Origin of the sequence: Clostridioides sp. ES-S-0049-02 (assembly GCF_020658465.1) — a bacterium.
GTDB lineage: Bacteria > Bacillota > Clostridia > Peptostreptococcales > Peptostreptococcaceae > Clostridioides.
The window spans coordinates 109869-135390 of sequence record NZ_JACVWG010000008.1; the positions used below are offsets into that span (position 1 = coordinate 109869).

Genomic DNA, 25522 nt, shown 5'->3' on the forward strand with positions numbered 1-25522 from the left:
TAAATTATGATAATTACAGTTATAAATGGAAGCCCTAGAAAAAATGGGGCAACATCAAAGGTTTTGACTCAGTTATGCAAAGATATAAAAAAAATTAAACCAAATGTCAAAATCAATTTTTTTAATCTAAGTGAAGTCAATCCATCATATTGCATTGGTTGTTTAAATTGTTATAAAATAGGTAAGTGTATTAATCAAAATGATAAAGTAGAGCATATTCATGATATAATTACTAAGAGTGATGGCGTTATATTTGGTAGTCCAACTTATGGAAGTAGTGTAACTGGTCTTTTTAAGGTGTTTACAGATAGAGCTCATATGATGTTAGAGCGATTATTGTATCATAAACCATGTATAGCAGTTACAACATATGAAAATGCTCGTGGTTCAAAAGCTATTTCTTTTATGAAATCAATGGTTTCAGATTCAGGAGGTTATGTTTGTGGTCATTTATCTGTAAAGGTTGGATTTAATCAAAATCCTATAGTTGAAAGAGTAGAATCAAAGATACAAAAGGTATCTAAAAAATTTGTTTATTGTATAGAGGAAAAGAAAAATCCACCTGTGTTTTCTCAAATCTACGATTTTATTGCTATGAATATTATTTTAAAGCCAATGGCATTTAAAAATATTGAGCAATATAAAGGAATAATTGATAGATGGGAGGCGCAAGGTATTATTTAGATGGAGGTATTATGAGAGATTTTGAGAAATTATATGAAGTTACAAGTAAGTTAATAAGTACTTCATTGAAAGTAAAAGAAGATTTAAAAAAGATGTTTAAGCAAAATGGGTATGATATAACAACTGATCATTATGCTTTATTAAGATTTCTATGGGAACAAGATGGAATTTCTCAAATAGATTTGTGCGAAAAATCATGTAAGGATAAATCTAATACAACAAGAATTTTAGATGTTATGAAAAATAAAGGCTTGATTGTTCGTAAAGTAGATGTTAAAGATAGACGAAAATTTCAAATATTTTTAACAGATGTAGGCAGAGAATTAGAAGAGCCATTAAATAAAATTGCAGATATATATGCAACAGAGACATTTAAAACTATTTCAGATGAGGAGCTGTCTTTATTTACTGAAGCTTTAGATAAACTCAGTAAATAAGTATAAACTATGTTTTAAGAAGTCTTTTTAACTCATTGATGATACAAAACAATAGAAAGAGGGATAGGGATGAGTTCTAAGATTTATTATTTTTCTGGAACAGGAAACTCTTTAGTGGTTTCAAAGACTTTAAAAGAAATGTTAAATGAAAATGGGGAAGTAATACCTTTAGCTATACATAGAAAAGAAAGACATATAGACGTAAATGAAGATATATTGATAATTGTTTTTCCAGTTTATTTCTCTGATGTTCCTGATATAGTAAAGTTTTTTATAGATAAGTTGAATTTTAATAGTAATACTCATATATATGCTATTGCCACTTGCAATGGGGTGGCTGGACACAGTTTATTTACTATAGATAAATTACTTAAGAAAAAGGGTAAAAAATTATCTGCTGGTTTTTTAATTAATATGCCTGGAAATGCTTTGATAACACCTCCAGATGTTGAAGAGGAAAGATTGAGAAGTCAAACTAATAGAGTAGCTGAAGTTGCAAAATGTATCAATAACTTGGAATTTGGAAATATAGAGGGAAAAAACAATTTAAAGTCACATATAGATAGTGTTGTACTTCATCTAGTAGGTAAAAACATGCAGATTGCCACCACTAAATTTTTTGCAGAAGATAATTGTAATGGGTGCGGAACATGCAAAAGAGTTTGTCCATTAGAAAACATAAGTATAGTTGACAGAAAACCAAAGTGGGGTAATGAGTGTGAAAGATGTTTAGCCTGTTTTCATTGGTGTCCAAAAGAGGCTATTAATATAAAAAAATCGTTTTTGACAGATAGAAAGAAGTATCACCATCCAGATGTTACAGTAAAGGATATATTTTTAGAAAAATAGATAAGTTTGATTTGTTCAATGATGGACAATATTAAAGGTTAGTGATAAATAATATTAAATAAAAATTTAAATTTACTATAAAAAAAGTACTATAATTATAACTTATGATTTGAAAAGTAGAGTGCCTCAAAGCGTTTTTATGAGGCACTTTTCTATTATTTTATAAGTTCTATCATTTTTTGAATATCTTCTGAGGCCATTTCGAATTTTGATTTTTCAATCAATAAGTTTCCACCAGTCATAATATATGATGGGAATATTCGTAAATTGTCATAATAAAGTTCATTATTACGAAGTTTGTATGTTGAAATAGAAGGAACTGCATTCTTTTTTGTATGTTTTTTAGTAATCATATTAAAAGATTTTTTTGCTACATCTCCCATTAACATTATTACCTTTAGATTACTGAATAATTTAATTTCTTCTTCTAAAATAGGCATGTGCGATTGAATAGTGTCGCGAGTTATTGTATATTCTGATTTAGGTAATTTTACTGCATTGGTTATATATATGCCTAGATTTAAGATATCGTTTATGCTAGATACTTTTATACCTGCATTTTGGAATAAAGGGATTGTATTTTTTAAGTAGTCAGCATGCTCATCTAAACTATAAAAATCATCATTAGGATTACTTGGTACAACTTCGTTAATCATTATAGTTTTTATAGAGTCTGTATCTATTGTTATATTGGGAAGATATGATAAGACTTCATTATCCTCAAAAAGATTATTATTTTTAATAAATTCATTTAAAGTTGATTTTATATTTATCTTCATATGTTTAAGCTCCTTAATTTTAAGCCTTAAATACTATAAAAAGTAATTGTAAAGCAAAAGAATTTTAAAAACATAATAGCACAATAAACATGACAACATAATGTCATGTTTATTAATTAATAACTTATATAAAGAATATCCTTTGAAAAGTTCAATTCTATTTAAAAACATAAATATGCCCTCCAGAAATAATATTAATCTATTACCATTATAAAAGAAATTAATTCTAAACTGTTATAAACCAAAGATAGTAAAATTACATTGACTTGTAAAGTTTTTAGAAGTACGATGTAAATATTAAAATTAATAAATCAATGTTTTTATAATGAAATGTATTAATAAGATTACATAAAGATTGGATGGAGATTTTATATGAAAAAAATGCCAGAAGGAAAAATAAATATAGATACACAGGAAGTATTACAACAAAAAGTTAAAGAATGGAAAGCTGTATATGAAAAATATAGAAGTACTTTAAATGTAAATGCTAAGTCTATTTTGGAATTAGTAGAATATTTGAAACAAAAGTATACACTAAAAGAAGAAGCTTCGGAAGAATTTAAAAATGTAGTCATTAATAATATTAAGTTAAACAAACCTTTTTCAAAAAAGATACCAAGCAATAGAGAATTAAAACCTATTGTATTTACAATTCAAAATGAAGGAAAAGCAAAGACTTTATATGAAAATCAAGAAGAAGTTTATAGTGGTTGTTCTATTGTTGTAGGTATGGAATTTGAAACAGGTTGTGTTTTTGTGGAAGGTAGTAGTGAACTTGCTGATGAAATAACTGCATTTAAAGGATTAGATGAAGATGATATAAATAATTATTATTTAGTAGCAAATTATGTTAGATGTATAAAGAAATATAATCTTATAGATGAATAAATACTTTAAATTAGGCAAAGTAAATCTAGCTGACATACTGTAGAAAATCAAAAGAAATAGATAACTGTGTATTTAAAAGTCAATTAATGTGATTTTTCTCAAAATCGTTTGATTTTACAAATTGTATTAAACTTATATACTATTTTTGCTAATTTACTACTTTTAAACCATAAAATATATCAAGATACGAGAGTATATGTAAATATACACCAAATGAAAACATAAAAAAAGACCATAAATAAAGGCGATAGCAATATTTGTGGTCATAAAGATATATAATCAAAAAATCTATAGGATTATAGTTTTAAAAAGATAATTTATTATGTTTTATTTATAGATATTAATTTATTATTATCATTCTATAATATCTATACAATCAATAATATCCATTTTTTTAATTCTCCTTAAAGGAATAAGAGTGGCTATAATACATGCAATTATAGAAACAAGTGTAGCTTGTGAAATCGAAACAATTGGGATATTAGTAAAATCAATTTTTTCTATAGTAGCCATGTTTATTATAACAGTACTGGCATATCCTGCAATTGAACCAAATATAGAAGCAGAGATTCCATAATAACAACCTTCCCATAAAAACATTTTGTATAAACTACTGTTACTCATACCAATAGCTCTCTTAACTCCAATTTCATTAATTCTAGTATTAATGTTTGTATGAGTTGTGTTAATAATGTTTAAAGTACCAATCAAACCTACAAATAGTATAATAGTCCATGCTAAAAATTGTATTTGTTTGAAACTTTCTTTAAGTTGGTTGTCTGATTCAATATACGATATCCAACGAGAACCTGGATTGTTTTTGCAAATTTGTTCAATAGATAATTTTATTTCTTCTAAATTTGATTTATCTTTAGCATAAACATTTATCTGACTGAATTTATTTTTATTTGTTAGGGTGTCATATACAGTATCATATACAATAACATCAATACCATTTAACCAACCATTACCCTGCAAATTAATCATTTTATCTACAGTATTGTATACTTTTAATTGTTTTTTATTAATTGTAATATTATCCTTTGGTTTTAGATTTGTAGCCTTAAATTTTGTATCTGATGTAGAAATAGCAATTGGATTTTTTATAAGACATAGAGAGCCATTTTTGAAATCCTCCAATAAAGAATCTTTTACAGAAGGTATTAATTCTTTAAGAGTTTGTTCATCAACTCCAATAACTTTTAACATTTCAGAACCATTTTCAAAGTTAATATCTGTATTTATTTCCCCTTGTTTATATTCAGAGTATTTGATAAAAGAGGTACGATTGATATTTTTCATGTTAACTATTTTATCTAGCGTAGATTTATCAAAGCCAGGCACTTCATTTGTTAAAGAAAAATCTCCTTTTTTTAAGTCACTAACCGATTTGGATACATCTAATACATTAGAAAATTCACTCAGTGCAACAAATACTGTTATACTCATAAATAATGATAGTATAGTTATTATAGTTCTACCTTTATTTCTTTTTAGATTTAGCCATGCTAGATGTCTTTCGAAGTTTTTGATTGGTTTTTCTCGTTTAATCTTAATTTTTCTTTTGATTTTGATAGTGCTACCAGCCATAGCAATTTTAGGAGAAACATGTGAAGCATATATTGCTGATGGTAAAGCCGCAACAAATGAAAATACTAGTGAAATACTAACACTTAATAATAGTGGAATTAAGTATGCTGTTGAATTTCTCTGTATAATCTCAGGCATTTGTTTACTGTCATTTACTAAAAATATATCTGGATTTAAAATATTCGTAACCATCTCAGTTATGCTTTCAGAAGAAACAATTCCAATTATAGCTCCAATAGGTATAGCAATAGCGCATAAAAATAAAATTTGTAAGATAATAATTTTATATAGTTGCCTTGGTTCAGCTCCAATTGCTCTTAAACATCCATACTCTTTGATTTTCTTTGTAACAGAAATTTTTAAAATATTATAGATTACAAGTCCAGAGGCCAGTAGTACTAAGAGTGCAACAAATAAAGATATTATTATAATTATAGACATATTAGCACTATTGGAACTGTTTTTATCTCCTTCAAAGTTAATTCCTAATGTATTTAAATAAACCCAGTTGTATTGAATTGAACTACGAGAAATATTGACTTTTTTGGCTAATTGATTTATAATTTCCTGAAATTTATTTTGTTGCTTTATTTTAAAATCCAATGATGATAAAGCATATCTTTTAGGTAATAGATTTTCTGATGTACCTTTACCTACAACACTATTTACTATTCCACTTGCATAGCCTGTGTAGTCATTTTCTAAAATACCACTTAGTTTAAAATTGGTTTTATAACCATAGGGTTGTTCTGTATCATTTAAGAGTGAGATATTTAAATCCATAGGAATAGTTATACCAAGTTTTGGTTTTATTCCCATAAGTTGTAAGGTGTTTTCATCTAAAGCAATCTCATTTTTATTTTTAGGAAGATTTCCAAACTTTAGTTTCATTAGTTTTGGATAGTTGGAAAGTCCTATTTTATCGTATTCTTTTACAAGTATAGAGATACCTGTATTCTTTATTTTACTAGTACCAAGTGTTGTTGAAAGACCAGCTTGGTAGATTCTATTATCTTTTTTTAGTTTATCAACTTGAGTTTTATTGAGTTGGTGAAAGGATACATGTCTATCACCATTAAAAGAGCGAGCTTGCTCTTTTCTTAAGTTTTGAAGTATGCCAATTGATTGACCTACTACAGTTGTCATTATAGTTGACATTATTATTGCAATAACAATTAATGTAGTCATAAGTTTTTGGTTTTTTAACTCTTTTATTGAAAGTGAAAGGTAATTCTTCATTACTATTTCACCTCCATAAGTACACCATCAATTATTGAAAGCTGTCTGTCAGCAAGCTTTGCAATCCTATCATCATGAGTTATTACTACTAGAGTCTTTTTAAATTGTTTTGATGTTTTAATAAGAAGATTCATAACTTCACTACCACTTTTGCTGTCTAAGTTTCCTGTAGGTTCATCTGCAAATATTACATTTGGCTTTGCAATTAATGCTCTAGCAATAGCAACTCTTTGTTGCTGACCTCCTGAGAGTTCATGTGGAAGATGATGCAATCTATCTGAGATTCCAAGCAATGATGAAATTTCATTTAAGTATTCTTTATCAGGTTGTCTTTTATCTAATAATACAGGCATTGAAATATTTTCTGAAGCTGTCAAAACTGGTAGTAGATTAAACTGTTGAAATACAAATCCAAAACATTTTCTTCTAAGAGTGGAAAGTTCCTTTTCACTATATTTATACATATCTTTCCCATCAAGTAATACCTGCCCAGATGTAGGACTATCTAATCCACTCAAGATATGTAAAAGTGTACTTTTTCCACTTCCAGAAGGTCCAATGATAGAAACAAATTCACCTGAGTTTATTTCTAAATCAATGTTGTTTAATGCAATAACTTTGTTGTTATTAGAACCATATATTTTTGATAGTTGTTTTGCTTTTATAATCATAAAAAACACACTCCTTTTTTATATAAGAAGAGTGTAAGTCATAAAACTCAATTTTCTCTCAACTTTTATACAATTATATAAATAAAAGTAAATTATAGACAAAAAGGATATAAATATATTTGAAATACTGTGTTAAAAAATAAGATAGATAGACTTATCTATATCTATTATTTTGAATCTCAATAGAAATTATAATTTAATAAAGAAATAAGAATAAAAAATTAAAATGAAATTTCCTTAGAGAAGTTTAATTAGTTTAAAGAAAATATTTAAAGAAAATTTATTAAAACTAGGCAGATTTAAGGGTATTTGTTGAGTACAATTCAATTCGTAGGGGTATAAGGGTTAAATGGATGTAATTTACTATTAAAGAAAAAGATTCCAAAATAAAGTAGGAGTTGCTATGAACATTTTTACTTAATATTTTTATTTGTTCATAGTGGTTGATATAGGAGGAGGATAACTACTAATAAAATTAACTGTAGCTTTGAAATATAAAGCTGTTATGGATTATTATTGTGATATAATAATTGTAAACATAAAATTAAACCAGATATTGGGAGGACTATAGAATATTGGGAAGACTATACAATATGAAGATAGTATTCGCAAAACTGCGAATAGGTGCAGTTCCACTTATCTTGAGCATTGCCCTAATTTTGACAGGTATATTGTCAGTTCGTTCTATCAACAACCTTGAGGGAGATGCACGTGTTATCAATTATACAGGTATTATCCGTGGTGCTACACAGAGACTGATAAAAAAAGAACTTGCTCATGTACAGGATGATAGTTTGATTGCACATCTAGATGATATACTAACAGGGCTTTCTAATGGAAGTGCTGAACTTAATTTAATAAGACTTGAAAGTGAAGAGTATCAATCATTATTAGTAGAAATGAAAAAGGATTGGTCAGATATTAAGGTAGAAATCATGAGTTATAGAGATGGCGGTTCTGGGGACAAACTGTTTGAGATGAGTGAAGATTACTTTAACTTAGCGGACCAGTTGGTAATGGCTGCAGAGGTATATACTGATAAAATCGTTCAAGATGCTCGAAATTTATTGTTTTATATTAATATAGTGTTTATATTGATGGCAGGGCTATGTACTGTTTTTGCTTTCTGCCAAGATAAACGTCGCAGAAGATTGATTGAAGTTGAAAATGAGAATAAACTAAAAAACGAACAGTTATCAAAAAGGTTGCAAGAATTGCTTGTTCCTATAAATGAAATAACAGAACTAATGTATATATCAGACATTGATACCTATGATTTGCTATTTGTCAATGAAGCTGGAAAGAAAACTTTCAATATCAATGACGAAGAGCATTTGAAGTGTTATAAAGTATTGCAGGGATTTGATTCTCCATGTTCATTCTGTCAGAATTCTATTCTAAAAAAGGATGAAAATTATACTTGGGAACATACAAACCCAATCACTAAACGCCACTACTTATTAAAAGATAGATTAATGGAGTGGGAAGGCCGCACAGCAAGAATGGAAATTGCATTTGATATTACTGAAGCAACTAATGAAAAAATTGAACTAGAGAGCCGTTTGAAGAGAGATAATGTTCTTGTTGAATGTATTCGAGAACTTTATCGCAATCATGAAACGTTAGATGCTACTAATTATGTATTGGAACAGGTAGGAAATTTGTTTTTAGCTGAACGTGCCTACATTTTCTTATTTCATGGTGATAATCTATCTAATATTGCAGAATGGTGTAAAGAAGGTATAATTCCACAAATTGATAACCTACAGGATTTACCACAGTCAGATTTTGCAATGTGGCTCAATGTGTTTCAAAAGCGAGGCAATGTAGTTATTCATGATATAGAAGACTTAAAATTGACTATGGAGTTTGAATATGAGATTCTTTTACAACAGAAAATTAAGCGTCTGGTCATGGTTCCATTAGAGCGTAATGGAAAATTAGATGGATGTATTGGACTGGATAACCCCTCTATAAACTTAACGGAAAATGCAGCTACATTTCTTGAAACTCTTAGTTATTTTATTATGATTGCAATGCATAGAAATGAAAATGAGGAAGTTCTTTATCGTTTAAGTTACTTAGACACTCTTACTTCTTTTTATAATAGAAACCGTTATATTCACGATATTGATAACCTTGTGGGCGAAAAAAATTCTATTGGCGTAGTATATTTAGATGTAAACGGACTCAAGGAAATCAATGATAATTTGGGACATGATTCTGGTGATGAGTTGCTTAAAGCATGTGCAAAAATCATTCAAAATAGCTTTGAAATAGGTTCCTACTATCGAATTGGTGGTGATGAATTTGTAATTATTTGCATAGATATAAGTGAGAATGAATTCAATGAAAAAGTTCAAAAATTAAGGAATAATTTTATGAATGATGAATGTAAAGCTGCCATTGGTTCAAAATGGGAAGAAAATTGTGAAAATATTCAATTCATTATAAAAACTGCAGACGAACTCATGTATGCTGATAAAAAAGAATTTTATCATAACCATCGTGCAACAGGACGCTATCGACATAATACTGATGTATTAGAAGATTCAGATAGATTGAAAGAAAAAAATATTTAATAAACAGTTTCAAGTTTATCTGTACATAAATTTATACATAAAGAGTAAAGAAGTTATTTAAGCAGAAGCATTAGTATGTTATTTGAATGATAATGGACTGAGTTAATTGACAGATAAATTTATTATTGTATTATAAAAATTAAATTTAATTAGCGAAATAGATTTTTATGTATTTGAAATGTGTTGTGTAAATCTATCTGATTTAAAAAAATCAGATAGATTATATTTATGTTTAAGGTTGCGTCTTTTTATTAGAATGTAGGCTATAGGGTATATTTTAATAAAACTTAAAAGTTTATTATACTTTATACAAAGTTTATTATGTTTTATACAAGAAAATCTAGATTAAAAATTAAAGTACCTCTAGTCTTTTGTTGAGAACTTTGTTGTAATTTTGGCACCACCAATTGGATTGTTTTCAATAAAAATAGAACCACCATGTTTCTCACATAATACTTTAGATATATAAAGACCCATACCAAAATTTAAGTTGTTATTATTTAAAGTCTTATCTTTATAAAAAGGTTTTAATGCTGATTTTATAGATTCTTCACTAAATCCCACACCATCATCTTCAATTACGAAAGTAAGGAATTCTTGCTCAAGGTATATAAGTATAGATATTTTATTTTTTGCATATCTAAATGCATTTGATATTATATTTTCAATAACTCTATGAATAATATTTTCATCAAATAATACGTTTATATTATCCACTTTATTTGTAATTTTAAAAGATTTTCCAGCTTGTTTTGATAGAATAGAGATATTGCTATCTAAGTTTTCTACAAAAGCATTTATACTTGATGTAGATTTTGTAATAACTAGCTCTTCTAATCGTTGAGCATTACTCATACTATTTACATAGTATTCAATTCTGTTGATATGTTCAGACATAAGTTGTGCAGTTGATAAAATTTTTTTATCACTAAGTTTTCCTGTTGGCATGTATTTTATTAAATAATCTGAGTATCCCTTTAGAACAGTCAGAGGATTTCTTAAATCATGAGAAAAAGCAGCATTAAGCTGTTTTCTATCGTCTATCATAGTCCACATTTTTATATTATTTTTATTTAGTTGCAACCTCATTTTCTCAAAGGCACTACACAGATTACCTAATTCGTCATTACTCTTATATTCTAAGTAAAAATCTAAGTTATTATTGGATATTTCGTTTGCTCCTTTATTAAGTATTTCAATAGGTATCTTTAATTTTACCTTATAAAAAATTATATCAGCCAATAATAGAAGTCCTATAAAAAATACGAGTGGGAGTATAAGCTGAAGTGTACTAATTATATTAATCAATACTTTATCAAAATCACTATATTGATTTAAATTATTTTGCACTATGGTTATAGTTTCTGTGTATAAAGGAGTTTGTAAATATTTGTCTTGTATAGAGTGATATATGTAATTAAGTAAAATGTATGAGACCGTTGTAAGTACTGATGCTATAATTAATGAAGATAGAGTGAGAAAGAAAAAAGATTTTTTTAATGACATATTCTTTATTTTATCCATTTGTAACCAGCTCCCCATACTGTTTCTATGTAATTATCAAGAGTATATCTTGATAATTTAATTCGTATTTTTCTGATATGTTCCATTATAACATCACTATTTCCATTTTTATCATAGCCCCATATTCTATCATAAATTCTCTCTCTATCAAATACTTGACCAGGGTTCGTAGAGAGAAGTTCTACGATATCAAATTCTTTTTTTGAAAGTGAAACTTGGTTATTATCAATGGAAATTGACCTTTTTTCATAGTCTATTACTAAATCTTTATAAAAATTGACTTTAGTATGATTTGATTTTCTTTGTTCGCGTCTTAAGTGAGCAGAGACTCTTGCCCCAAGTTCCTCTAAATCAAAAGGTTTTACAATATAATCATCAGCACCAACACGAAAACCATTAATTTTATCATTGTTTTCAATTTTGGCTGTTAAAAATAAGATAGGACATGATATATAGTTTCTAATTCTACTGCAAACTTCAATTCCATCTATTTCAGGCATGTTTATATCAAGTAGAATAATGTCTGGATTTTTAGATATTTTTTCTAGTGCTTCTTTTCCATTTTGAGCAGTATAAACTTCATAATCATTTATTTCAAAATAATCCTTTAATAAAGTGGTGATTCCTTCCTCGTCATCTACAACAAGTATTTTACTGTTCATAAAAATTCTCCTTTCTAAATAAAACTTTTTAAACAACTTCTATTTTAGTATAAAAATCTCAAGAATTTCTCAAATTATTAAATTTACATAAAAATATAATAGTTTTAATGATTAAAATTAGTATATTTTTATATACTAAATAAATCAAGTGTCTAATTATTGGAAAATTTAAGCATGTAGTTAATAGTCTTTATTTGAGTATTCTAATTTTAATATATAAAGATGAATAATTTTCCAAAAGGGCATCTTGGGAGGAGTATTTTATGAAAGATAAAGTTATTTATTATTTTACATCAACTGGAAATAGCCTAAGTGTAGCAGAGAGTATATCGAATAAAATAAATGCAAATATAATTAGAATATGTGAAACAACTGATGTAGATTGTAATAGTGATATGATAGGATTTGTATTTCCACTATATTTTTGGGGGTTACCTAATCTTGTTTCTAAATTTATATCAAATCTAAATATTAAAAGTGATAAACCATATATTTTTGCTGTAGTAACTTGTGGAGGCATGATAGGTGGAAGTGCGCTTCATGATGTGGATGCTTTATTGAAAGAGAAGGGTCATGGACTAAATCTAGGTTCAAGGATACAGATGGTTTCTAATTACATTTGTGAGTTTAAAATAAAAGATGATAAAAAAATTGATAATTTACTTAGAAAAGCAGAAATCAAGGTTAATGAAGTGTCAGAAGATATTGTAAATAAGAAAAGTAATAAAATTGGCAAAACAAATTTTATATACAAGAAGTTTTATAAAAAATATATTTCATCTTGTGCAAGTCAAGATAGCCATTTTTCAGTTGAAAATACCTGTATAGAATGTGGTATTTGTTCAAAAGTATGTCCTGTAAATAATATAGACGTTGAAAAGGGGAGACCGAAGTTTTTACACAATTGTGAACATTGTTTAGCATGTGTACATTGGTGTCCTAAGCAAGCGATTCAATGGAAAGATGTAACTAAAAATAAAAAGAGATACCATAATCCAAATATAAAGTTGGAAGATATGATAAGTGAGAAAAGTAAAGATATTTAATAAAAAATGACTACTATTAATCAATTAGTAACTAAGAGTAGTTGGGATAATTACCATAATAAAAACCCCATAAATATTTTAAATAATTAATTTAGGGGGTTTTATAATTTTTTATTTTAAAATATTAAGTTCATATAAGTCTGTTCTTCTATGTTTAAGTAATGGTAATTGTTGTCTTATGTCAGGAATTAAATCTCTATCAATATCAGCATAGATAATGCATTCCTTTTCATCAGCCTGAGCTATAATTTTTCCCCAAGGGTCTGAAATTCTTGAATTACCAAAAGCTATGTAAGAAGCATCTTTATTTCGAGCAGGTGCAGCACCAACATAAAATATCTGATTATCTAAAGCACGCATTCTGATAGATAATTCCCAATGTGCAGGTCCAGTTGTCATATTGAATGCTGCTGGCAAGATAACGATTTCTGCACCTTCAAGAGCCATTAAACGTGATAATTCAGGGAAACGAATATCATAGCAAATAGCAATACCCATCTTTCCATATTCAGTATCTATTATAGTAACATCATTTCCAGCAGTAAGAGTATCAGATTCTTTAAAGCTAACTTTTCCTGTAACTTCAATGTCAAATAAGTGCATTTTGCGATGTTTTCCAATTAAAGTTCCATTTTTATCAAATACATAACAAGTATTATAGATTTTGCTATCTTCTAACTCTGGAATACTACCAGAAATTAGATAAATACCATGTTTTTCGGCTAGTTTACTCAATGTATTTGTTGTTTCACCTGGATATTCTTCTGCAAATTTAGGAAAGTATTTATTTTCATATGGACAATTAAACATTTCCGGTAAAACCACAATTTTAGCCCCATTATTGGCAGCTTCTGTTACCATTTCTACAGCATGATTAATATTTTCAATCTTGTTTTCTGTAGTAATCATCTGACACACTGCAATTTTGTAGGAATTCATAAAAATTACTCCTTTCGATATTTTTATGTTATTATAACATATTAAATAAAAATTAGATATAAATACAAAATATGTAAGTTGAATATGTTATATAACCAAAGAGTACAAATTACTATAGATATATATTTTAATTTATACTCTTATAATTTATATCATATCAATATATTGACTTTTTTTACCTATGTTGATAGTATTATTTTAAAGACAATAAAATAATACTAGAGTTTTATAGGGTTCCGCAATTATTAATGATTGGTCTGGTCCAAGATAAAACCCACAACATAATTTTGTTGTGAACACGGAAGGATAAAAACCTGGGAGATATTTTATAATATTTCTCAGGTTATTTTATTGCTAAAAAAGAGATATATTATTTGAAAAGAGGGATGATTTATATGAAATGGTTATTTTTATTTATTGCAGGACTATTTGAAGTTTTTTGGGCATTTCAATTAAAAAATTCACATGGATTTTCTAAGTTGACTCCAAGTATACTTACTGTTGTTGGGATGATTGTTAGTTTTTATTTTTTATCATTGGCGCTTAAACATCTTCCGCTTGGAACGTCATATGCCATATGGACTGGAATTGGTACAGTTGGAACTGCTATTGTAGGAATTGCTCTTTTAAATGAACCAGTTAATATGGCTAGAATTTTATGTATAGGTCTTATTGTAGTGGGGATTGTAGGATTGAAATTATTATCGAGTAACTAATAAGTATGAATTAGGATAAATAGTAGGAGGTGATAGTTATAGAATATAGAAGCTAATTTATAGGAATTAAGTGCATCAGCAGAATAAAAGATGCTATAAAGTTAGAAATTATAAAATGTTGTAATAATACAATAAAAAAGCTATGAAATTAGAAATTATAAAATGTTTTAAAGTAATTGATATTTTATAGAATTTCTGATTCATAGCTTGTTTTTATTTATAAGTTTATTAGATTTGTATTTGAAAATTATATGTATATATTCTGTATAATTATTTTGCTAATAATAAAGCAGTTAAATCCATAGGGTCAACTATTACACCATCTTTATAAACACGCATATTTCCAGATGCTATCTCATCTATTAATATTACTTCATTATTGTAGAATCCAAATTCAAACTTAATATCATAAAGTTCAAGTCCTTTTTCAGCTATAGTATCACGAACTATGTTAGAAATTTTTTGAGTCATACTCTTCATTGAATCAAATTGAGCTTGAGTCATAATATTTAAAGCTTCTAAACCTTCAGATGTTATAAGTGGGTCACAACGGTCATCATCTTTTAAAGTTGCTTCTACATAACAGTCTAACTTAGCTCCTTCTTCAACACATGAACCATAACGACGTAAGAAACTACCAACAGCTCTATAACGACAAATAACTTCTAATCCATTACCAAAAACTTTTGCTGGTAACACTTCCATAGTTGCATCTTCTAAATTAGCACTTACATAATGAGTTTTAATTCCAGCATTGTTTAGAATTTCAAAGAACTTAACAGATGTTTCTAAATTAGCCTTACCAATTCCATCTATGCTTAGCCCTACAGTATTTTCACCTGGATCGAATACACCATCTTTGCCAGTTACATCATCCTTAAATTTAAGTAAGAAATTTCCATTATCTAATTCAAAAACATCTTTAGTCTTTCCTTGATACACTTTTTTCATAAACAACCTCCAAAATATTAAATTATTATATTGAATAAGGCATTAGTGTCAAAAAAGTTCTGGTATTCGTATAAAAATCTATATTGATGCCTTATATTTAATATTATATCACAAAAATAGAGAATTTTTCCGAACATTTTTATAAAAATAATAAAAAAAGTACATTTTATGAAAAATTTTAGAAAAGTACTCAGAAAGAAAGTGAGTGTCATTTGTATTAACACACATAAGTTTTTGTAGGAAAATTTTTTGACACACTTTGACACACATATAATAACAGTGTGATAAATGGCATGAAAACTATATTTACAAATGTTGGCATAAAAATTGCTCTATATATTTTACATAAAAAAGATGAGTATATATCTAAATAAAATAAACAATAGAGGTGGTTAATGTGAAGTCAGTTAAGTTCTATGGTGTAAGAGATACAAGAGTAGAGAATGCAGATATACCTAAAATATTAGAAAAAGATGATGTAATAGTTAAAGTAAAAGTTGCTGGTATATGTGGCTCTGATATATCAAAATACTCAAAGACAGGCCCTCATATGGTGGGAGAAATCTTAGGACATGAATTTTCAGGAGAAGTAGCAGAAGTTGGTATAGAAGTAAAAGATTTTAAAATAGGAGATAGAGTTGCTGTTTGTCCAGCTATGCCATGTTTTGAATGTGATGAATGTAAAAAAGGGTTGTATTCAAGATGTAATAATGTAGCAATAATAGGCAATAAAGAGCTTGGAGGATGTTTTGCTGAATATACAAAGGTAAAGGAAAGAAATTTGATAAAAATACCAGAAGAAATAAGTTATGAAACGGCTGCTGCTTTAGAACCAGTGTGTATAGCAGGGCATGGGCTTTTTAGGTCAGAAACTAAGGTAGGGGATACTGTTGTAGTACTTGGAACAGGACCAATAGGCTTATTTTCAATACAATGGGCAAAAATATTTGGTTCTACAAAAATAGTGGCTATAGATGTATTTGATGAGAAATTAGAATTAGCGAAGGAATTAGGAGCAGATATTTGTATAAATGCAAAAGAAAAAAATATTGTAGAAGAGATAAAAAAATTAACTAATGGAGCTGGAGCAGACATTGTCATTGAATCAGCAGGAACTCCAATGACATGTGGTCAGGTATTATTATTAGCCAAAAAAGGTGGGACAGTACTGTATGCAGGAGTACCATATGGAGATGTAGCTTTAAGCAGAGAACAATTTGAGAAGATAGTGAGAAGTGAGCTAACTGTGAAAGGAACTTGGTTTGGAAATTCATTTCCATTTCCAGGAAAAGAATGGAGTGCTGGCTTGTATCATATGCAAAAAGGTGACATGAATGTTGAGAAATTGGTGACACACAGAATAAACTTAGATGAAGTGCCAGATTATTTTGAAAAAATATACAAAAGAGACATTTTCTTTGGTAAGATAATGATTAATGTGGCTAATTAAGGTAGAGCAATAAAGATAGTAATTTATAATGTATATAAAAAAGTTAAGAGAGGTATGATTCATATGGCAGGAATAATTATAGCTGCACATGGGAATATGGCTAAAGCAATGTTAGAAAGTGCTGAATTAATAGTAGGGAAACAAGAAAAAGTAGAAACTTTAGGATTAAACCATGGTGACAGTATAGATGAGTTTAGTAGAAAATTAGAAAATGGAATTGAAAAATATAAAGATGAAGGTATTTTAGTATTACTTGATTTTTATGGAGGAACTCCTTTCAATACATCTGCTGTTATAATAAATAAATTTGCTAAGGAATGTGAATTAGAATGTTTAACAGGTGTAAATTTGCCTATGCTTTTAGAGCTGTTTTTAAACAGAGATACTATGAAGTTAAAAGATTTAAAAAATTTATGTGAAGAAGTTGGAGTTTCAGGAATTAAAGATGTAAAAGCAGCTTTAAATATATAAAATAAATTAAAATTTTGGAGGAATTATTATGAGCAATATAGCATTAACAAGAATTGATGATAGATTAATACATGGGCAAGTTATAACTGCTTGGTGTAAGATTACATCAGCAAAGAGGATAGTAATAGTAGATGATTTAGTTGTAAAAGACCCTTTTATAGTTCAAGTATTACAAATGGCAGCACCTTCAACTGTTAAGGTTGAAGTGCATGATATAGAATCAGGTGCTGAAGTTTTAAAATCATATGATGGAGATGAAAATTTAATAGTATTAGTTAAATATCCTAAAACTGTTTTAGGTCTAGTAAATAATGGAGTAGCTTTAAAAGAATTAAATGTTGGGGGTATGGGTGCTGGTCTTGGAAGAAAAAGTTTTTATAAGAATATATCAGTATCAGATGAAGAGAAAGAAATATTTAGGGAATTAATATCAAAGAATGTTAAGTGTTTTATACAAATAGTTCCAGATGCAAAGAAAATTGATGTAGGAACATTGTTGTAAGACCTATTTTGTAAATATTTAAAATTAAATAAGGAGGAAGAACATGCAAATTTCACTAATTCAAGCAGTTTTAATAGCAATTTTTTATTATCTTTCTTGGAGTCCATGGCTAACTTATGTTGGATTTTTTACATGGAATAGACCTTTATTAGCTGGATTTGTAACAGGAATTATACTAGGAGACCCAGTTCAAGGAGCAATTATAGGTGCAGGTATAAATATGATATATTTAGGATTCATATCAGCAGGAGGGGCTCAAATGGGAGACCCAGCTTTTGCAGGATATGTGGGGACTGCTTTAGCTATAGCATCTAATTTGGATGTAAGTACTGCAATGGCAATAGCTGTTCCATTAGGTACTGTTGCAACTGTACTTTGGATAGGTAAAATGACAGTCAATTCTTTTTTTGCACACTGGGCAGATAGAGAGGTTCAAAAAGGAAATATAGATAAAGTAGCATTTATAAATATAGTTCCACCTCAGATACTATTGTTTGTAATGAGTTTTATACCAGCATTATTAGTTGTTTATTTTGGACCAAATGCAATAGATGGAATGTTAGAAGTAATGAATGATAATGTGTTACATGTATTCAATGTAATTGGAGCTATGTTACCAGCGTTAGGAATTGCTATGAACTTAAAATTAATTGGAAATAAGTTTACTATGCCATTTTTCATATTAGGTATATTAATGGCTGTTTATTTTAAAGTAGATATAATAGTAATATCTGTTATTGGAGTAATACTTGCTCTTACAATTACTTCAATTAAGTATGGAAAAGATGGTGCGACATCTTAAATATATAAGAAAGGGGAAAAAATTATGTCAGATACAAAAAGTGAAGTAGCTAAGAAAACGTTAAGCAAAAAAGATGTGATAAAGTCATGGCTAAGATGGTTTTTCTTTGCACAATCCAACTACAATTATGAAAGATTACAATCAACAGCATTTTCACATTCAATGTTACCAGTACTTAAGAAGTTATATCCAGATAAAGAAGAGTTAAAGCAAGAAGTAGAAACTCACTTGGCATTTTTTAATACAGAGCCTATATGTGGATGTGTTATACATGGAATAACAATAGCTATGGAAGAAGAAAAAGCTAATGGTGCAGATGAAATAAGTGGTGATGGTATGAATGCCATAAAGACAGGTTTAATGGGACCATTGGCAGGCATTGGAGATACTTTAACTCAAGGAGTTATAACACCTATAGTATTAGCTGTTTGTATTGGTTTAACTGAGGGAGGAGCATCAATTGCAGGACCGATATTATTTGTATTGGCTCAATATATAATAATGACCTCAATTTCATTTGGAATGTGGACAAATGGATACAAGTATGGTAAAAAAGCTGTTGAAAGTATACTTCAGGGTGGAATAGTAAATAAAGTTATAGAAGGTGCTTCGATACTAGGGACTTTAGTTATGGGCGGACTAGTAGGTAGATTTATTAATTTATCTACACCAATAAGTTATACTAGTGGAGATTTTAAATTTAGTCTTCAGACAGATTTACTTGATAAGATATTTCCAGGGTTAATTCCTTTGGTACTTACTTTATTGGTACTCTTTGCTTTAAAGAAAGGTCTTTCTCCGATAAAAATAATGGGTATATTGATAGTGGTAGGTGCTATTACAGGTATATTAGGATTATTTTAAATAAATGCATATGATGTATTGATGAGGATTTTAGATAAATTGGCTATATCTATAAAATACAATAGTAATTAGGGTAAATTAGATTATTAATAGATTAAGATTTAAGCTTAGATAAGTCGTGTAGAATATATAATTTTGTAAAAGGTATCTCAAAATGATTTTTAAATCATAGGTGAGATACCTTTTTTATTTATGTATAAAATCTTATGGGATGGGATAAAAATATTAATTTTATATAGAAGAGTTATTTTGTAAGTTTCTGCTCTATATTAATATTTAGAGAGTAACAATTATATTTTAAAATTTTGCAGAGTTAATTATGTGTTTAAATTTATAGATTTAGTATTAAATCTTATCTGTACTCTATTTTATGTTGGTATTTAGTAATAATTGTAAACTTCCTGTAACATATATTTTATATAATTGAAACAATGGATATAATATGAAATATAATAAATTTAGGGATGTGAATATATGAATGTATTAATTGCTGATGATGAAGTGAGTATGATTAAGATACTTTGTGCTTATTTTAAAAAAGAAGGCTTCAATGTATTTACTGCAAAAAATGGGGAAGAGGCTTTAGATGTTTTTTATGAAAATAAAATAGATTTAGCAATACTGGATTGGATGATGCCAGTAATTGATGGAATAGAGGTTTGTAAAGAGATAAAGGAAAATAGTAACACAAAGGTACTTATGTTGACAGCTAAAAGTCAAAGCGAAGATGAAATCGAGGCACTCAATATAGGAGCAGATGAATATGTTAAAAAGCCATTTGACCCTAGAGTCTTAATAATAAGGGCTAAGAAATTGGTAAATTATAAAGATACAATTAATATAAGAGATTTAAAAATAGATTTTGAGTCAAATAAAGTTTTTAAAGGTAATGATGAACTACTATTGACTAAAAAAGAATTGGAATTAATGCATTGCTTAGTAAATAATAAAGGAATAGTTTTATCTAGAGAAAGACTTTTAGATTTAGTCTGGGGATTGGATTATGATGGAGATTTTAGAACAGTAGATACTCATATAAGAAGACTGAGAACAAAAGTAGGAGAAGATATAATAAAAACTTACAGAGGATTAGGGTATAGTCTGGAGGATTTTGATGACTAAACTAAATAAGAAGTTATCTATAAGTATATCAATAGTAGTTGTAGTTGTTTATATAATATCTATAGCTATAAATAGTATGTTTATTCATAGGTATTATTTACATGAAAAAAGAAATGTATTGAACAACATTGAAAATGAAATAAAACATAAGGATATGAATAAATTAAAGTCAAATATTGAATTAATTGAAGAAAAAAGTAATACAGCCATTGTATATGTAACATTAGATAAAAATTACAAAAATAAAAATAGTATAGATAAAATAAATCAAGATTTGCTAGACGCTTTTTGGAATAAAGGTTTGAGCTTAAATAAATTTTGGATTGAAGGAAGTGTTTTAAAAGATATTGACAATAAAAGTATTAATAAAATATATAATCAGGGAAAAACCAAATATAGTCTACTAGTAAAGTTTATGAAAAAGGATAATTATTTATTTGCTATATCTATACCAATAGAACATTCAGAAGAAACAATTGGTATAGTAAATAGATTTAATATAATAATGGGGATATTTTCAGTAATTATAATAACTATACTTACATTTATACTGTCAAACAGAATTATAAGACCTATGGAAAAGTTAAAGCTTTTATCGAAGGATATATCTGAGTTAAATTTTAGAACTGAGGCTATAAAAACGAATGATGAAATAGAGGAGTTAGCTTATAGCATAAATATAATGAGTGTGAAGCTTGAAAAGGCACACAATGAATTAAATAAAAGAAATGAAAATTTAAAATCTTTTATATCTGATGCATCTCATGAAATGAAAACTCCAATAGCACTTATAAAAGCATATGCTATAGGTATGAAAGATGGTTTGGATGATGGTACTTATACAGATACAATAATTGAACAGGCAGAAAATATGTCTAATACAATAAATACTCTTTTATATTGGGCTAAATATGAGAAAAAAGAAGTTAGTTTGTGTGAAGTAGATTTAAAGGAAAGATTGCTTAAGAATTTAAAAAATTATGAATTATTGATATCTAAGGATAATATAAGTGTTAAATGCGATATAGAAGATAAAAATCTTATAATAAATTCTGATAAAGATAGTATAGACATGGTACTTAATAATTTGATTAGTAATGCAATAAAGTATACTAGTGATAATGAGATAGAGATTAATCTTTTTAGAGATAAGGATAAGATTATTTTATCTATAAAAAATGGAATAGATTATGATAGAGAAGATGATATTGATGATATATGGAAGCCTTTTTATGTCTTAGAGAAGTCAAGAAGTAAAGAACTTTCAGGTACTGGTCTTGGTCTTACAATAGTTAAGACTATACTTGAAGAAAATAATTTTAGATATAAGGTTGAAATTTGTGATGGAAAGATAGAATTTTATATTATCTTTATATAAGCTTTATACTATTTTTATATTGTCTCGTAAAAATACAACAAAATAAAATATAAATATAAAAAATAATTTAAAAAATATCAAATTAATTTGTTTTTCATATGGATAAAATTGGTTATTTAATATATAATCATAATAAGCATAAATAATGAAATTTATTTATAAAACAAGTAGCACTTTTAATTCTAAGAGCTACTTTTTTTTACATAAAACCTACTATTTTACAACAATTCATTAACATAAAAATCAAACTCACCTTAAAATTAAAATTTACTAATTTTTCAATCAATTAGAAAATCTACGCATTCCTTTATAATAACTATAATATAAGAAAATAATAAATAAATTATATATTAATTATAAAATCATTATAGTTAGAAAACCTCTTTAAAATTAGTCTTTAAGTATCCCTTAGAATTAAAACGGGAACAAAACGAAACAATTAGGTACTACTAATGGACAAGGGGGAAATATAATGAAAATACCAAAGAAGATTGCTGCTATGCTTACAGTTACTATGATAGCTGGAAGTTCTACAGCAGGTATAGCTAGTGCACAAACAGTAGCAACAAATTTAACAGGACAAGAGAGATATGAAACTGCTGTAAAAATAAGCCAAGATGGATGGAAAAATGCTGATGAGGTAGTAATAGTAAATGATTCATCTATAGCAGATGCTCTATCCGCAACACCATTTGCAAAGGCAAAAAATGCTCCTATACTTTTAACAGGTAAAGATAAATTAAATGATAAGACAAAAGCAGAGTTACAAAGACTAAAAGCTAAGAAAGTATATCTAATAGGTGGGACTTCTGTACTAAGTGCAAATATAGAAAAACAAATAAAAGATTTAAAAATATCTTTTGAAAGAATATCTGGTGCAGAGAGATACCAAACATCTTTAGAGTTGGCAAAGAGATTAGATGCAGTAAGTGATGTTAAAAAAATAGCTGTAGTTAATGGTGAAAAAGGGCTTGCAGATGCAGTAAGTGTGGGTGCTCCAGCTGCGCAAAATAATATGCCAGTAATACTTGCTGACTCTAAAAATGGAACAGCAGTTGCAGATAAATTTATAAAAGATGCAGGAATAACTCAATCTTATGTAATAGGTGGGGAAAGTTCAGTTTCTGAAGCTGTAAAAAATAAACTACCAAATAGTACAAGATTAGGTGGAACAGATAGAAATGATACAAATGCAAAAGTAGTAAAAGAATTCTATAAAAAGACAGATTTAAAAAATGCATATGTAACTAAAGACGGTATGGCTAAACAAGACCAACTTATAGATGCTTTAGCAGTAGGTGTATTAGGTGCTAAAAATCAATCACCAGTAGTTTTAGTTGGAAAAAATCTATCAGCTTCACAAAAAACTTTAGTTAACTCTAAGAGTTTTGATAAAATAACTAAGGTTGGTGGAAATGGTAATGAAACAGCATTTAATGAAATTAAATCATTACAAGAAGTAAGTACATCTGAAGCTAAAACAATTGCTGAATTAAAGTCAGCTGTAGATAAAGCAACTGCTAATGATGTTATAAACTTTAAACCAACTAGTGAAGTTAAAGAAGCATTTACAATACAAACTGACAAAGCAGTAACAGTGAATTTAAATGGTACATATACAAAGGCTGTAACTATCAACATGCCTAATGGGGATGTAAACAACTATGCAAAAGTAGATGATGTAGTTATAGATGATGTTAAAGACGGAACTTTCGTTAACTATGGAAAAATAACTAATTTAAAAGTTAATGATAAAAATGGAGCTAAGATAGAAAATAATTCAAAAGGTGAGATTGGTAGTTTAACAGTAGCATCTGGAGCAAGTCAAGTAAAAGTAACTAATGGTGGTAAGATAACTACAGTTACAAATAATTCTAAAGGTACTACTATAGATAATAAGGGTACAATAAGTACTGTTAAGGGAGATAATTCTCCATCTATAAGTGGAAATAATCCAGGTTCTAACTCATCAGGAGGAAGTTCTTCAAGTGGAGGAGGTTCACATGGAGGAAGTAGTAGTGGAGGAAGTTCTTCTAACCAAAACCAAACAGCAGTAAATAAAGAGGCAGCAAAAATAACAAGTGTAACTGCACCAGCAAAAGATGCAACTAAATTAACAATGCCATCAGTATCAAGTGGATATACTATAGCAATAAAATCATCAAGTAGCGAGAATGTTATAAAAAAAGATGGAACAATAGTACCACAAAATACAGCAACAACAGTGAAACTAGTATTTACAGTAACACATACATCAAGTGGAAAAACAGCAGATACTAAAGAAATAGAGGTAGTAGTACCAGCTAAATCAACAGATGAAGAATTACAAGCAGCAGTAAATAAAGAGGCAGCAAAAATAACAAGTGTAACTGCACCAGCAAAAGATGCAACTAAATTAACAATGCCATCAGTATCAACAGGATATACTATAGCAATAAAGACTTCAGATAAAGAGGCAGTTATAGATACAAATGGAACAATAGTGCCACCAGATGCAGATGAAACAGTAAAATTAGTATTCACAGTAACACAAACATCAAGTGGAAAAACAGCAGATACTAAAGAAATAGATGTGTTGGTACCAGCTAAATCAACAGAAGTAATAATAGGCTCAGGTTCAGTGGCAGGAGCAACAGCAGGAGATAAAGAAATAACAGGATTAACTAGTGGAAAAATCTATAAAGTAACAATGGATGGAAATGTAAAATATACTAAAGCAGATGGAACATTAGGAGAAGAAGCAGATAAAGCAGCAATAACAGGAACATCAATAACAGGATTAGAAAATGGAAAAACATATAAAGTAGAAGAATATGTAGCACCAGCAGCGACTGAGGTAATAATAGGATCAGGTTCAGTAGCTGGAGCAACAGCAGGAGACAAAAAGATAACAGGATTAACTACAGGTAAAATATATAAAGTAACAGTAGATGGAAATGAAAAATATACTAAAGCAGATGGAACATTAGGAGAAGAAGCAGATAAAGCAGCAATAACAGGAACAGAAATAACAGGGTTAGAAAATGGAAAAACATATAAAGTAGAAGAATATGTAGCACCAGCAGCGACTGAGGTAATAATAGAATCAGGTTCAGTAGCTGGAGCAACAGCAGGAGACAAAAAGATAACAGGATTAACTACAGGTAAAATATATAAAGTAACAGTAGATGGAAATGAAAAATATACTAAAGCAGATGGAACATTAGGAGAAGAAGCAGATAAAGCAGCAATAACAGGAACAGAAATAACAGGGTTAGAAAATGGAAAAACATATAAAGTAGAAGAATATGTAGCACCAGCAGCGACTGAGGTAATAATAGAATCAGGTTCAGTAGCTGGAGCAACAGCAGGAGACAAAAAGATAACAGGATTAACT

22 protein-coding genes and 1 riboswitch are annotated in these 25522 nt (G+C 28.3%); of the genes, 15 read left to right on the plus strand and 7 right to left on the minus strand.

Features of this window, described 5'->3' with window-relative positions:
• The first annotated feature begins 6 nt into the window (after positions 1-6).
• The 3 genes from IC213_RS15520 (at position 7) to IC213_RS15530 (ending at position 1970) form a co-directional block, all read left to right on the plus strand.
• Positions 7-684: a flavodoxin family protein gene (locus IC213_RS15520; RefSeq protein ID WP_227863250.1), complete on the plus strand. Its 678-nt coding sequence runs from the start codon at positions 7-9 to the stop codon at positions 682-684.
• An 11-nt stretch (positions 685-695) separates the two neighbouring features.
• Positions 696-1121, plus strand: a complete 426-nt coding sequence (locus IC213_RS15525; RefSeq protein ID WP_227435289.1) for a MarR family transcriptional regulator — start codon at positions 696-698, stop codon at positions 1119-1121.
• A gap of 69 nt (positions 1122-1190) precedes the next feature.
• Positions 1191-1970, plus strand: coding sequence for an EFR1 family ferrodoxin (locus tag IC213_RS15530; RefSeq protein ID WP_227863251.1), 780 nt, complete (start codon positions 1191-1193; stop codon positions 1968-1970).
• A gap of 155 nt (positions 1971-2125) precedes the next feature.
• Here the strand turns inward: IC213_RS15530 and IC213_RS15535 are convergent, their stop codons facing one another.
• Positions 2126-2749: a uracil-DNA glycosylase family protein gene (locus IC213_RS15535; RefSeq protein WP_227435286.1), complete on the minus strand. Its 624-nt coding sequence runs from the start codon at positions 2747-2749 to the stop codon at positions 2126-2128.
• Between the two features lie 372 nt (positions 2750-3121).
• Here IC213_RS15535 and IC213_RS15540 point away from each other — a divergent pair, with 372 nt between their 5' ends.
• Positions 3122-3637, plus strand: a complete 516-nt coding sequence (locus tag IC213_RS15540; protein ID WP_227855842.1) for a hypothetical protein — start codon at positions 3122-3124, stop codon at positions 3635-3637.
• A 354-nt stretch (positions 3638-3991) separates the two neighbouring features.
• On the opposite strand, the gene IC213_RS15545 is transcribed toward IC213_RS15540, so the two are convergent.
• Together IC213_RS15545 and IC213_RS15550 are read right to left on the minus strand one after the other, a co-directional pair.
• A complete protein-coding gene (locus tag IC213_RS15545; RefSeq protein WP_227863252.1) occupies positions 3992-6466 on the minus strand; it encodes an FtsX-like permease family protein in 2475 nt (824 codons plus the stop codon).
• 2 nt (positions 6467-6468) lie between these two features.
• Entirely contained in the window at positions 6469-7137 is a 669-nt protein-coding gene (locus tag IC213_RS15550; RefSeq protein WP_227483347.1) for an ABC transporter ATP-binding protein, read from the minus strand.
• A gap of 593 nt (positions 7138-7730) precedes the next feature.
• Here IC213_RS15550 and IC213_RS15555 point away from each other — a divergent pair.
• Entirely contained in the window at positions 7731-9719 is a 1989-nt protein-coding gene (locus tag IC213_RS15555) for a sensor domain-containing diguanylate cyclase (protein ID WP_227846190.1), read from the plus strand.
• A gap of 363 nt (positions 9720-10082) precedes the next feature.
• On the opposite strand, the gene IC213_RS15560 is transcribed toward IC213_RS15555, so the two are convergent.
• Together IC213_RS15560 and IC213_RS15565 are read right to left on the minus strand one after the other, a co-directional pair.
• Positions 10083-11243, minus strand: coding sequence for a sensor histidine kinase (locus tag IC213_RS15560; protein ID WP_227483345.1), 1161 nt, complete (start codon positions 11241-11243; stop codon positions 10083-10085).
• Positions 11231-11905 carry a response regulator transcription factor gene (locus tag IC213_RS15565; protein WP_227863253.1) on the minus strand — a complete coding sequence of 225 codons (675 nt, stop codon included), beginning with the start codon at positions 11903-11905 and terminating at the stop codon, positions 11231-11233. Before IC213_RS15565 ends, IC213_RS15560 begins: the two co-directional genes overlap by 13 nt.
• Positions 11906-12168: 263 nt before the next feature.
• Between IC213_RS15565 and IC213_RS15570 the strand changes: the two genes are divergently transcribed.
• Complete coding sequence (locus tag IC213_RS15570; protein ID WP_227483343.1) at positions 12169-12951, plus strand: EFR1 family ferrodoxin; 783 nt, start codon at positions 12169-12171, stop codon at positions 12949-12951.
• 111 nt (positions 12952-13062) lie between these two features.
• Here the strand turns inward: IC213_RS15570 and IC213_RS15575 are convergent, their stop codons facing one another.
• Complete coding sequence (locus IC213_RS15575) at positions 13063-13890, minus strand: carbon-nitrogen hydrolase family protein (RefSeq protein WP_227435271.1); 828 nt, start codon at positions 13888-13890, stop codon at positions 13063-13065.
• A 217-nt stretch (positions 13891-14107) separates the two neighbouring features.
• Positions 14108-14213, plus strand: a riboswitch (guanidine-I (ykkC/yxkD leader).
• 72 nt (positions 14214-14285) lie between these two features.
• Here IC213_RS15575 and sugE point away from each other — a divergent pair.
• Positions 14286-14606, plus strand: coding sequence for a quaternary ammonium compound efflux SMR transporter SugE (gene sugE / locus IC213_RS15580; RefSeq protein WP_227435269.1), 321 nt, complete (start codon positions 14286-14288; stop codon positions 14604-14606).
• A gap of 270 nt (positions 14607-14876) precedes the next feature.
• On the opposite strand, the gene IC213_RS15585 is transcribed toward sugE, so the two are convergent.
• Positions 14877-15557 (minus strand): phosphoribosylaminoimidazolesuccinocarboxamide synthase, encoded by a 681-nt coding sequence (locus IC213_RS15585; protein ID WP_227435267.1) that lies wholly within the window; start codon positions 15555-15557, stop codon positions 14877-14879.
• A 397-nt stretch (positions 15558-15954) separates the two neighbouring features.
• On the opposite strand from IC213_RS15585, the gene IC213_RS21380 reads away from it, so the two are divergent.
• The 8 genes from IC213_RS21380 to IC213_RS15625 all read left to right on the plus strand — a co-directional run.
• A complete protein-coding gene (locus IC213_RS21380) occupies positions 15955-17007 on the plus strand; it encodes a galactitol-1-phosphate 5-dehydrogenase (RefSeq protein WP_227483342.1) in 1053 nt (350 codons plus the stop codon).
• A gap of 54 nt (positions 17008-17061) precedes the next feature.
• Positions 17062-17478 carry a PTS sugar transporter subunit IIA gene (locus tag IC213_RS15595; protein ID WP_413926642.1) on the plus strand — a complete coding sequence of 139 codons (417 nt, stop codon included), beginning with the start codon at positions 17062-17064 and terminating at the stop codon, positions 17476-17478.
• Positions 17479-17506: 28 nt separating this feature from the next.
• On the plus strand, positions 17507-17980 hold the full coding sequence (locus IC213_RS15600) for a PTS system mannose/fructose/N-acetylgalactosamine-transporter subunit IIB (protein WP_227825138.1): 474 nt from the start codon (positions 17507-17509) through the stop codon (positions 17978-17980).
• Between the two features lie 43 nt (positions 17981-18023).
• Positions 18024-18782: a PTS mannose/fructose/sorbose/N-acetylgalactosamine transporter subunit IIC gene (locus IC213_RS15605; protein WP_227435258.1), complete on the plus strand. Its 759-nt coding sequence runs from the start codon at positions 18024-18026 to the stop codon at positions 18780-18782.
• 24 nt (positions 18783-18806) lie between these two features.
• Positions 18807-19646: a PTS system mannose/fructose/sorbose family transporter subunit IID gene (locus tag IC213_RS15610; protein WP_227435256.1), complete on the plus strand. Its 840-nt coding sequence runs from the start codon at positions 18807-18809 to the stop codon at positions 19644-19646.
• 474 nt (positions 19647-20120) lie between these two features.
• Entirely contained in the window at positions 20121-20768 is a 648-nt protein-coding gene (locus IC213_RS15615; protein ID WP_227483339.1) for a response regulator transcription factor, read from the plus strand.
• Positions 20761-22146, plus strand: a complete 1386-nt coding sequence (locus IC213_RS15620; protein WP_227836367.1) for a sensor histidine kinase — start codon at positions 20761-20763, stop codon at positions 22144-22146. Before IC213_RS15615 ends, IC213_RS15620 begins: the two co-directional genes overlap by 8 nt.
• A gap of 472 nt (positions 22147-22618) precedes the next feature.
• Positions 22619-25522: cell wall-binding repeat-containing protein (locus IC213_RS15625; protein WP_227863254.1), on the plus strand; the 2904-nt coding region annotated here is incomplete at its 3' end.

Bases quoted from the DNA above. Each gene is read 5' to 3' on its own strand.
- IC213_RS15520 (WP_227863250.1), top strand. From the start codon at position 7: ATGATAATTACAGTTATAAATGGAAGCCCTAGAAAAAATGGGGCAACA.
- IC213_RS15525 (WP_227435289.1), top strand. From the start codon at position 696: ATGAGAGATTTTGAGAAATTATATGAAGTTACAAGTAAGTTAATAAGT.
- IC213_RS15530 (WP_227863251.1), top strand. From the start codon at position 1,191: ATGAGTTCTAAGATTTATTATTTTTCTGGAACAGGAAACTCTTTAGTG.
- IC213_RS15535 (WP_227435286.1), bottom strand. From the start codon at position 2,749: ATGAAGATAAATATAAAATCAACTTTAAATGAATTTATTAAAAATAAT.
- IC213_RS15540 (WP_227855842.1), top strand. From the start codon at position 3,122: ATGAAAAAAATGCCAGAAGGAAAAATAAATATAGATACACAGGAAGTA.
- IC213_RS15545 (WP_227863252.1), bottom strand. From the start codon at position 6,466: ATGAAGAATTACCTTTCACTTTCAATAAAAGAGTTAAAAAACCAAAAA.
- IC213_RS15550 (WP_227483347.1), bottom strand. From the start codon at position 7,137: ATGATTATAAAAGCAAAACAACTATCAAAAATATATGGTTCTAATAAC.
- IC213_RS15555 (WP_227846190.1), top strand. From the start codon at position 7,731: ATGAAGATAGTATTCGCAAAACTGCGAATAGGTGCAGTTCCACTTATC.
- IC213_RS15560 (WP_227483345.1), bottom strand. From the start codon at position 11,243: ATGGATAAAATAAAGAATATGTCATTAAAAAAATCTTTTTTCTTTCTC.
- IC213_RS15565 (WP_227863253.1), bottom strand. From the start codon at position 11,905: ATGAACAGTAAAATACTTGTTGTAGATGACGAGGAAGGAATCACCACT.
- IC213_RS15570 (WP_227483343.1), top strand. From the start codon at position 12,169: ATGAAAGATAAAGTTATTTATTATTTTACATCAACTGGAAATAGCCTA.
- IC213_RS15575 (WP_227435271.1), bottom strand. From the start codon at position 13,890: ATGAATTCCTACAAAATTGCAGTGTGTCAGATGATTACTACAGAAAAC.
- sugE (WP_227435269.1), top strand. From the start codon at position 14,286: ATGAAATGGTTATTTTTATTTATTGCAGGACTATTTGAAGTTTTTTGG.
- IC213_RS15585 (WP_227435267.1), bottom strand. From the start codon at position 15,557: ATGAAAAAAGTGTATCAAGGAAAGACTAAAGATGTTTTTGAATTAGAT.
- IC213_RS15595 (WP_413926642.1), top strand. From the start codon at position 17,062: ATGATTCATATGGCAGGAATAATTATAGCTGCACATGGGAATATGGCT.
- IC213_RS15600 (WP_227825138.1), top strand. From the start codon at position 17,507: ATGAGCAATATAGCATTAACAAGAATTGATGATAGATTAATACATGGG.
- IC213_RS15605 (WP_227435258.1), top strand. From the start codon at position 18,024: ATGCAAATTTCACTAATTCAAGCAGTTTTAATAGCAATTTTTTATTAT.
- IC213_RS15610 (WP_227435256.1), top strand. From the start codon at position 18,807: ATGTCAGATACAAAAAGTGAAGTAGCTAAGAAAACGTTAAGCAAAAAA.
- IC213_RS15615 (WP_227483339.1), top strand. From the start codon at position 20,121: ATGAATGTATTAATTGCTGATGATGAAGTGAGTATGATTAAGATACTT.
- IC213_RS15620 (WP_227836367.1), top strand. From the start codon at position 20,761: ATGACTAAACTAAATAAGAAGTTATCTATAAGTATATCAATAGTAGTT.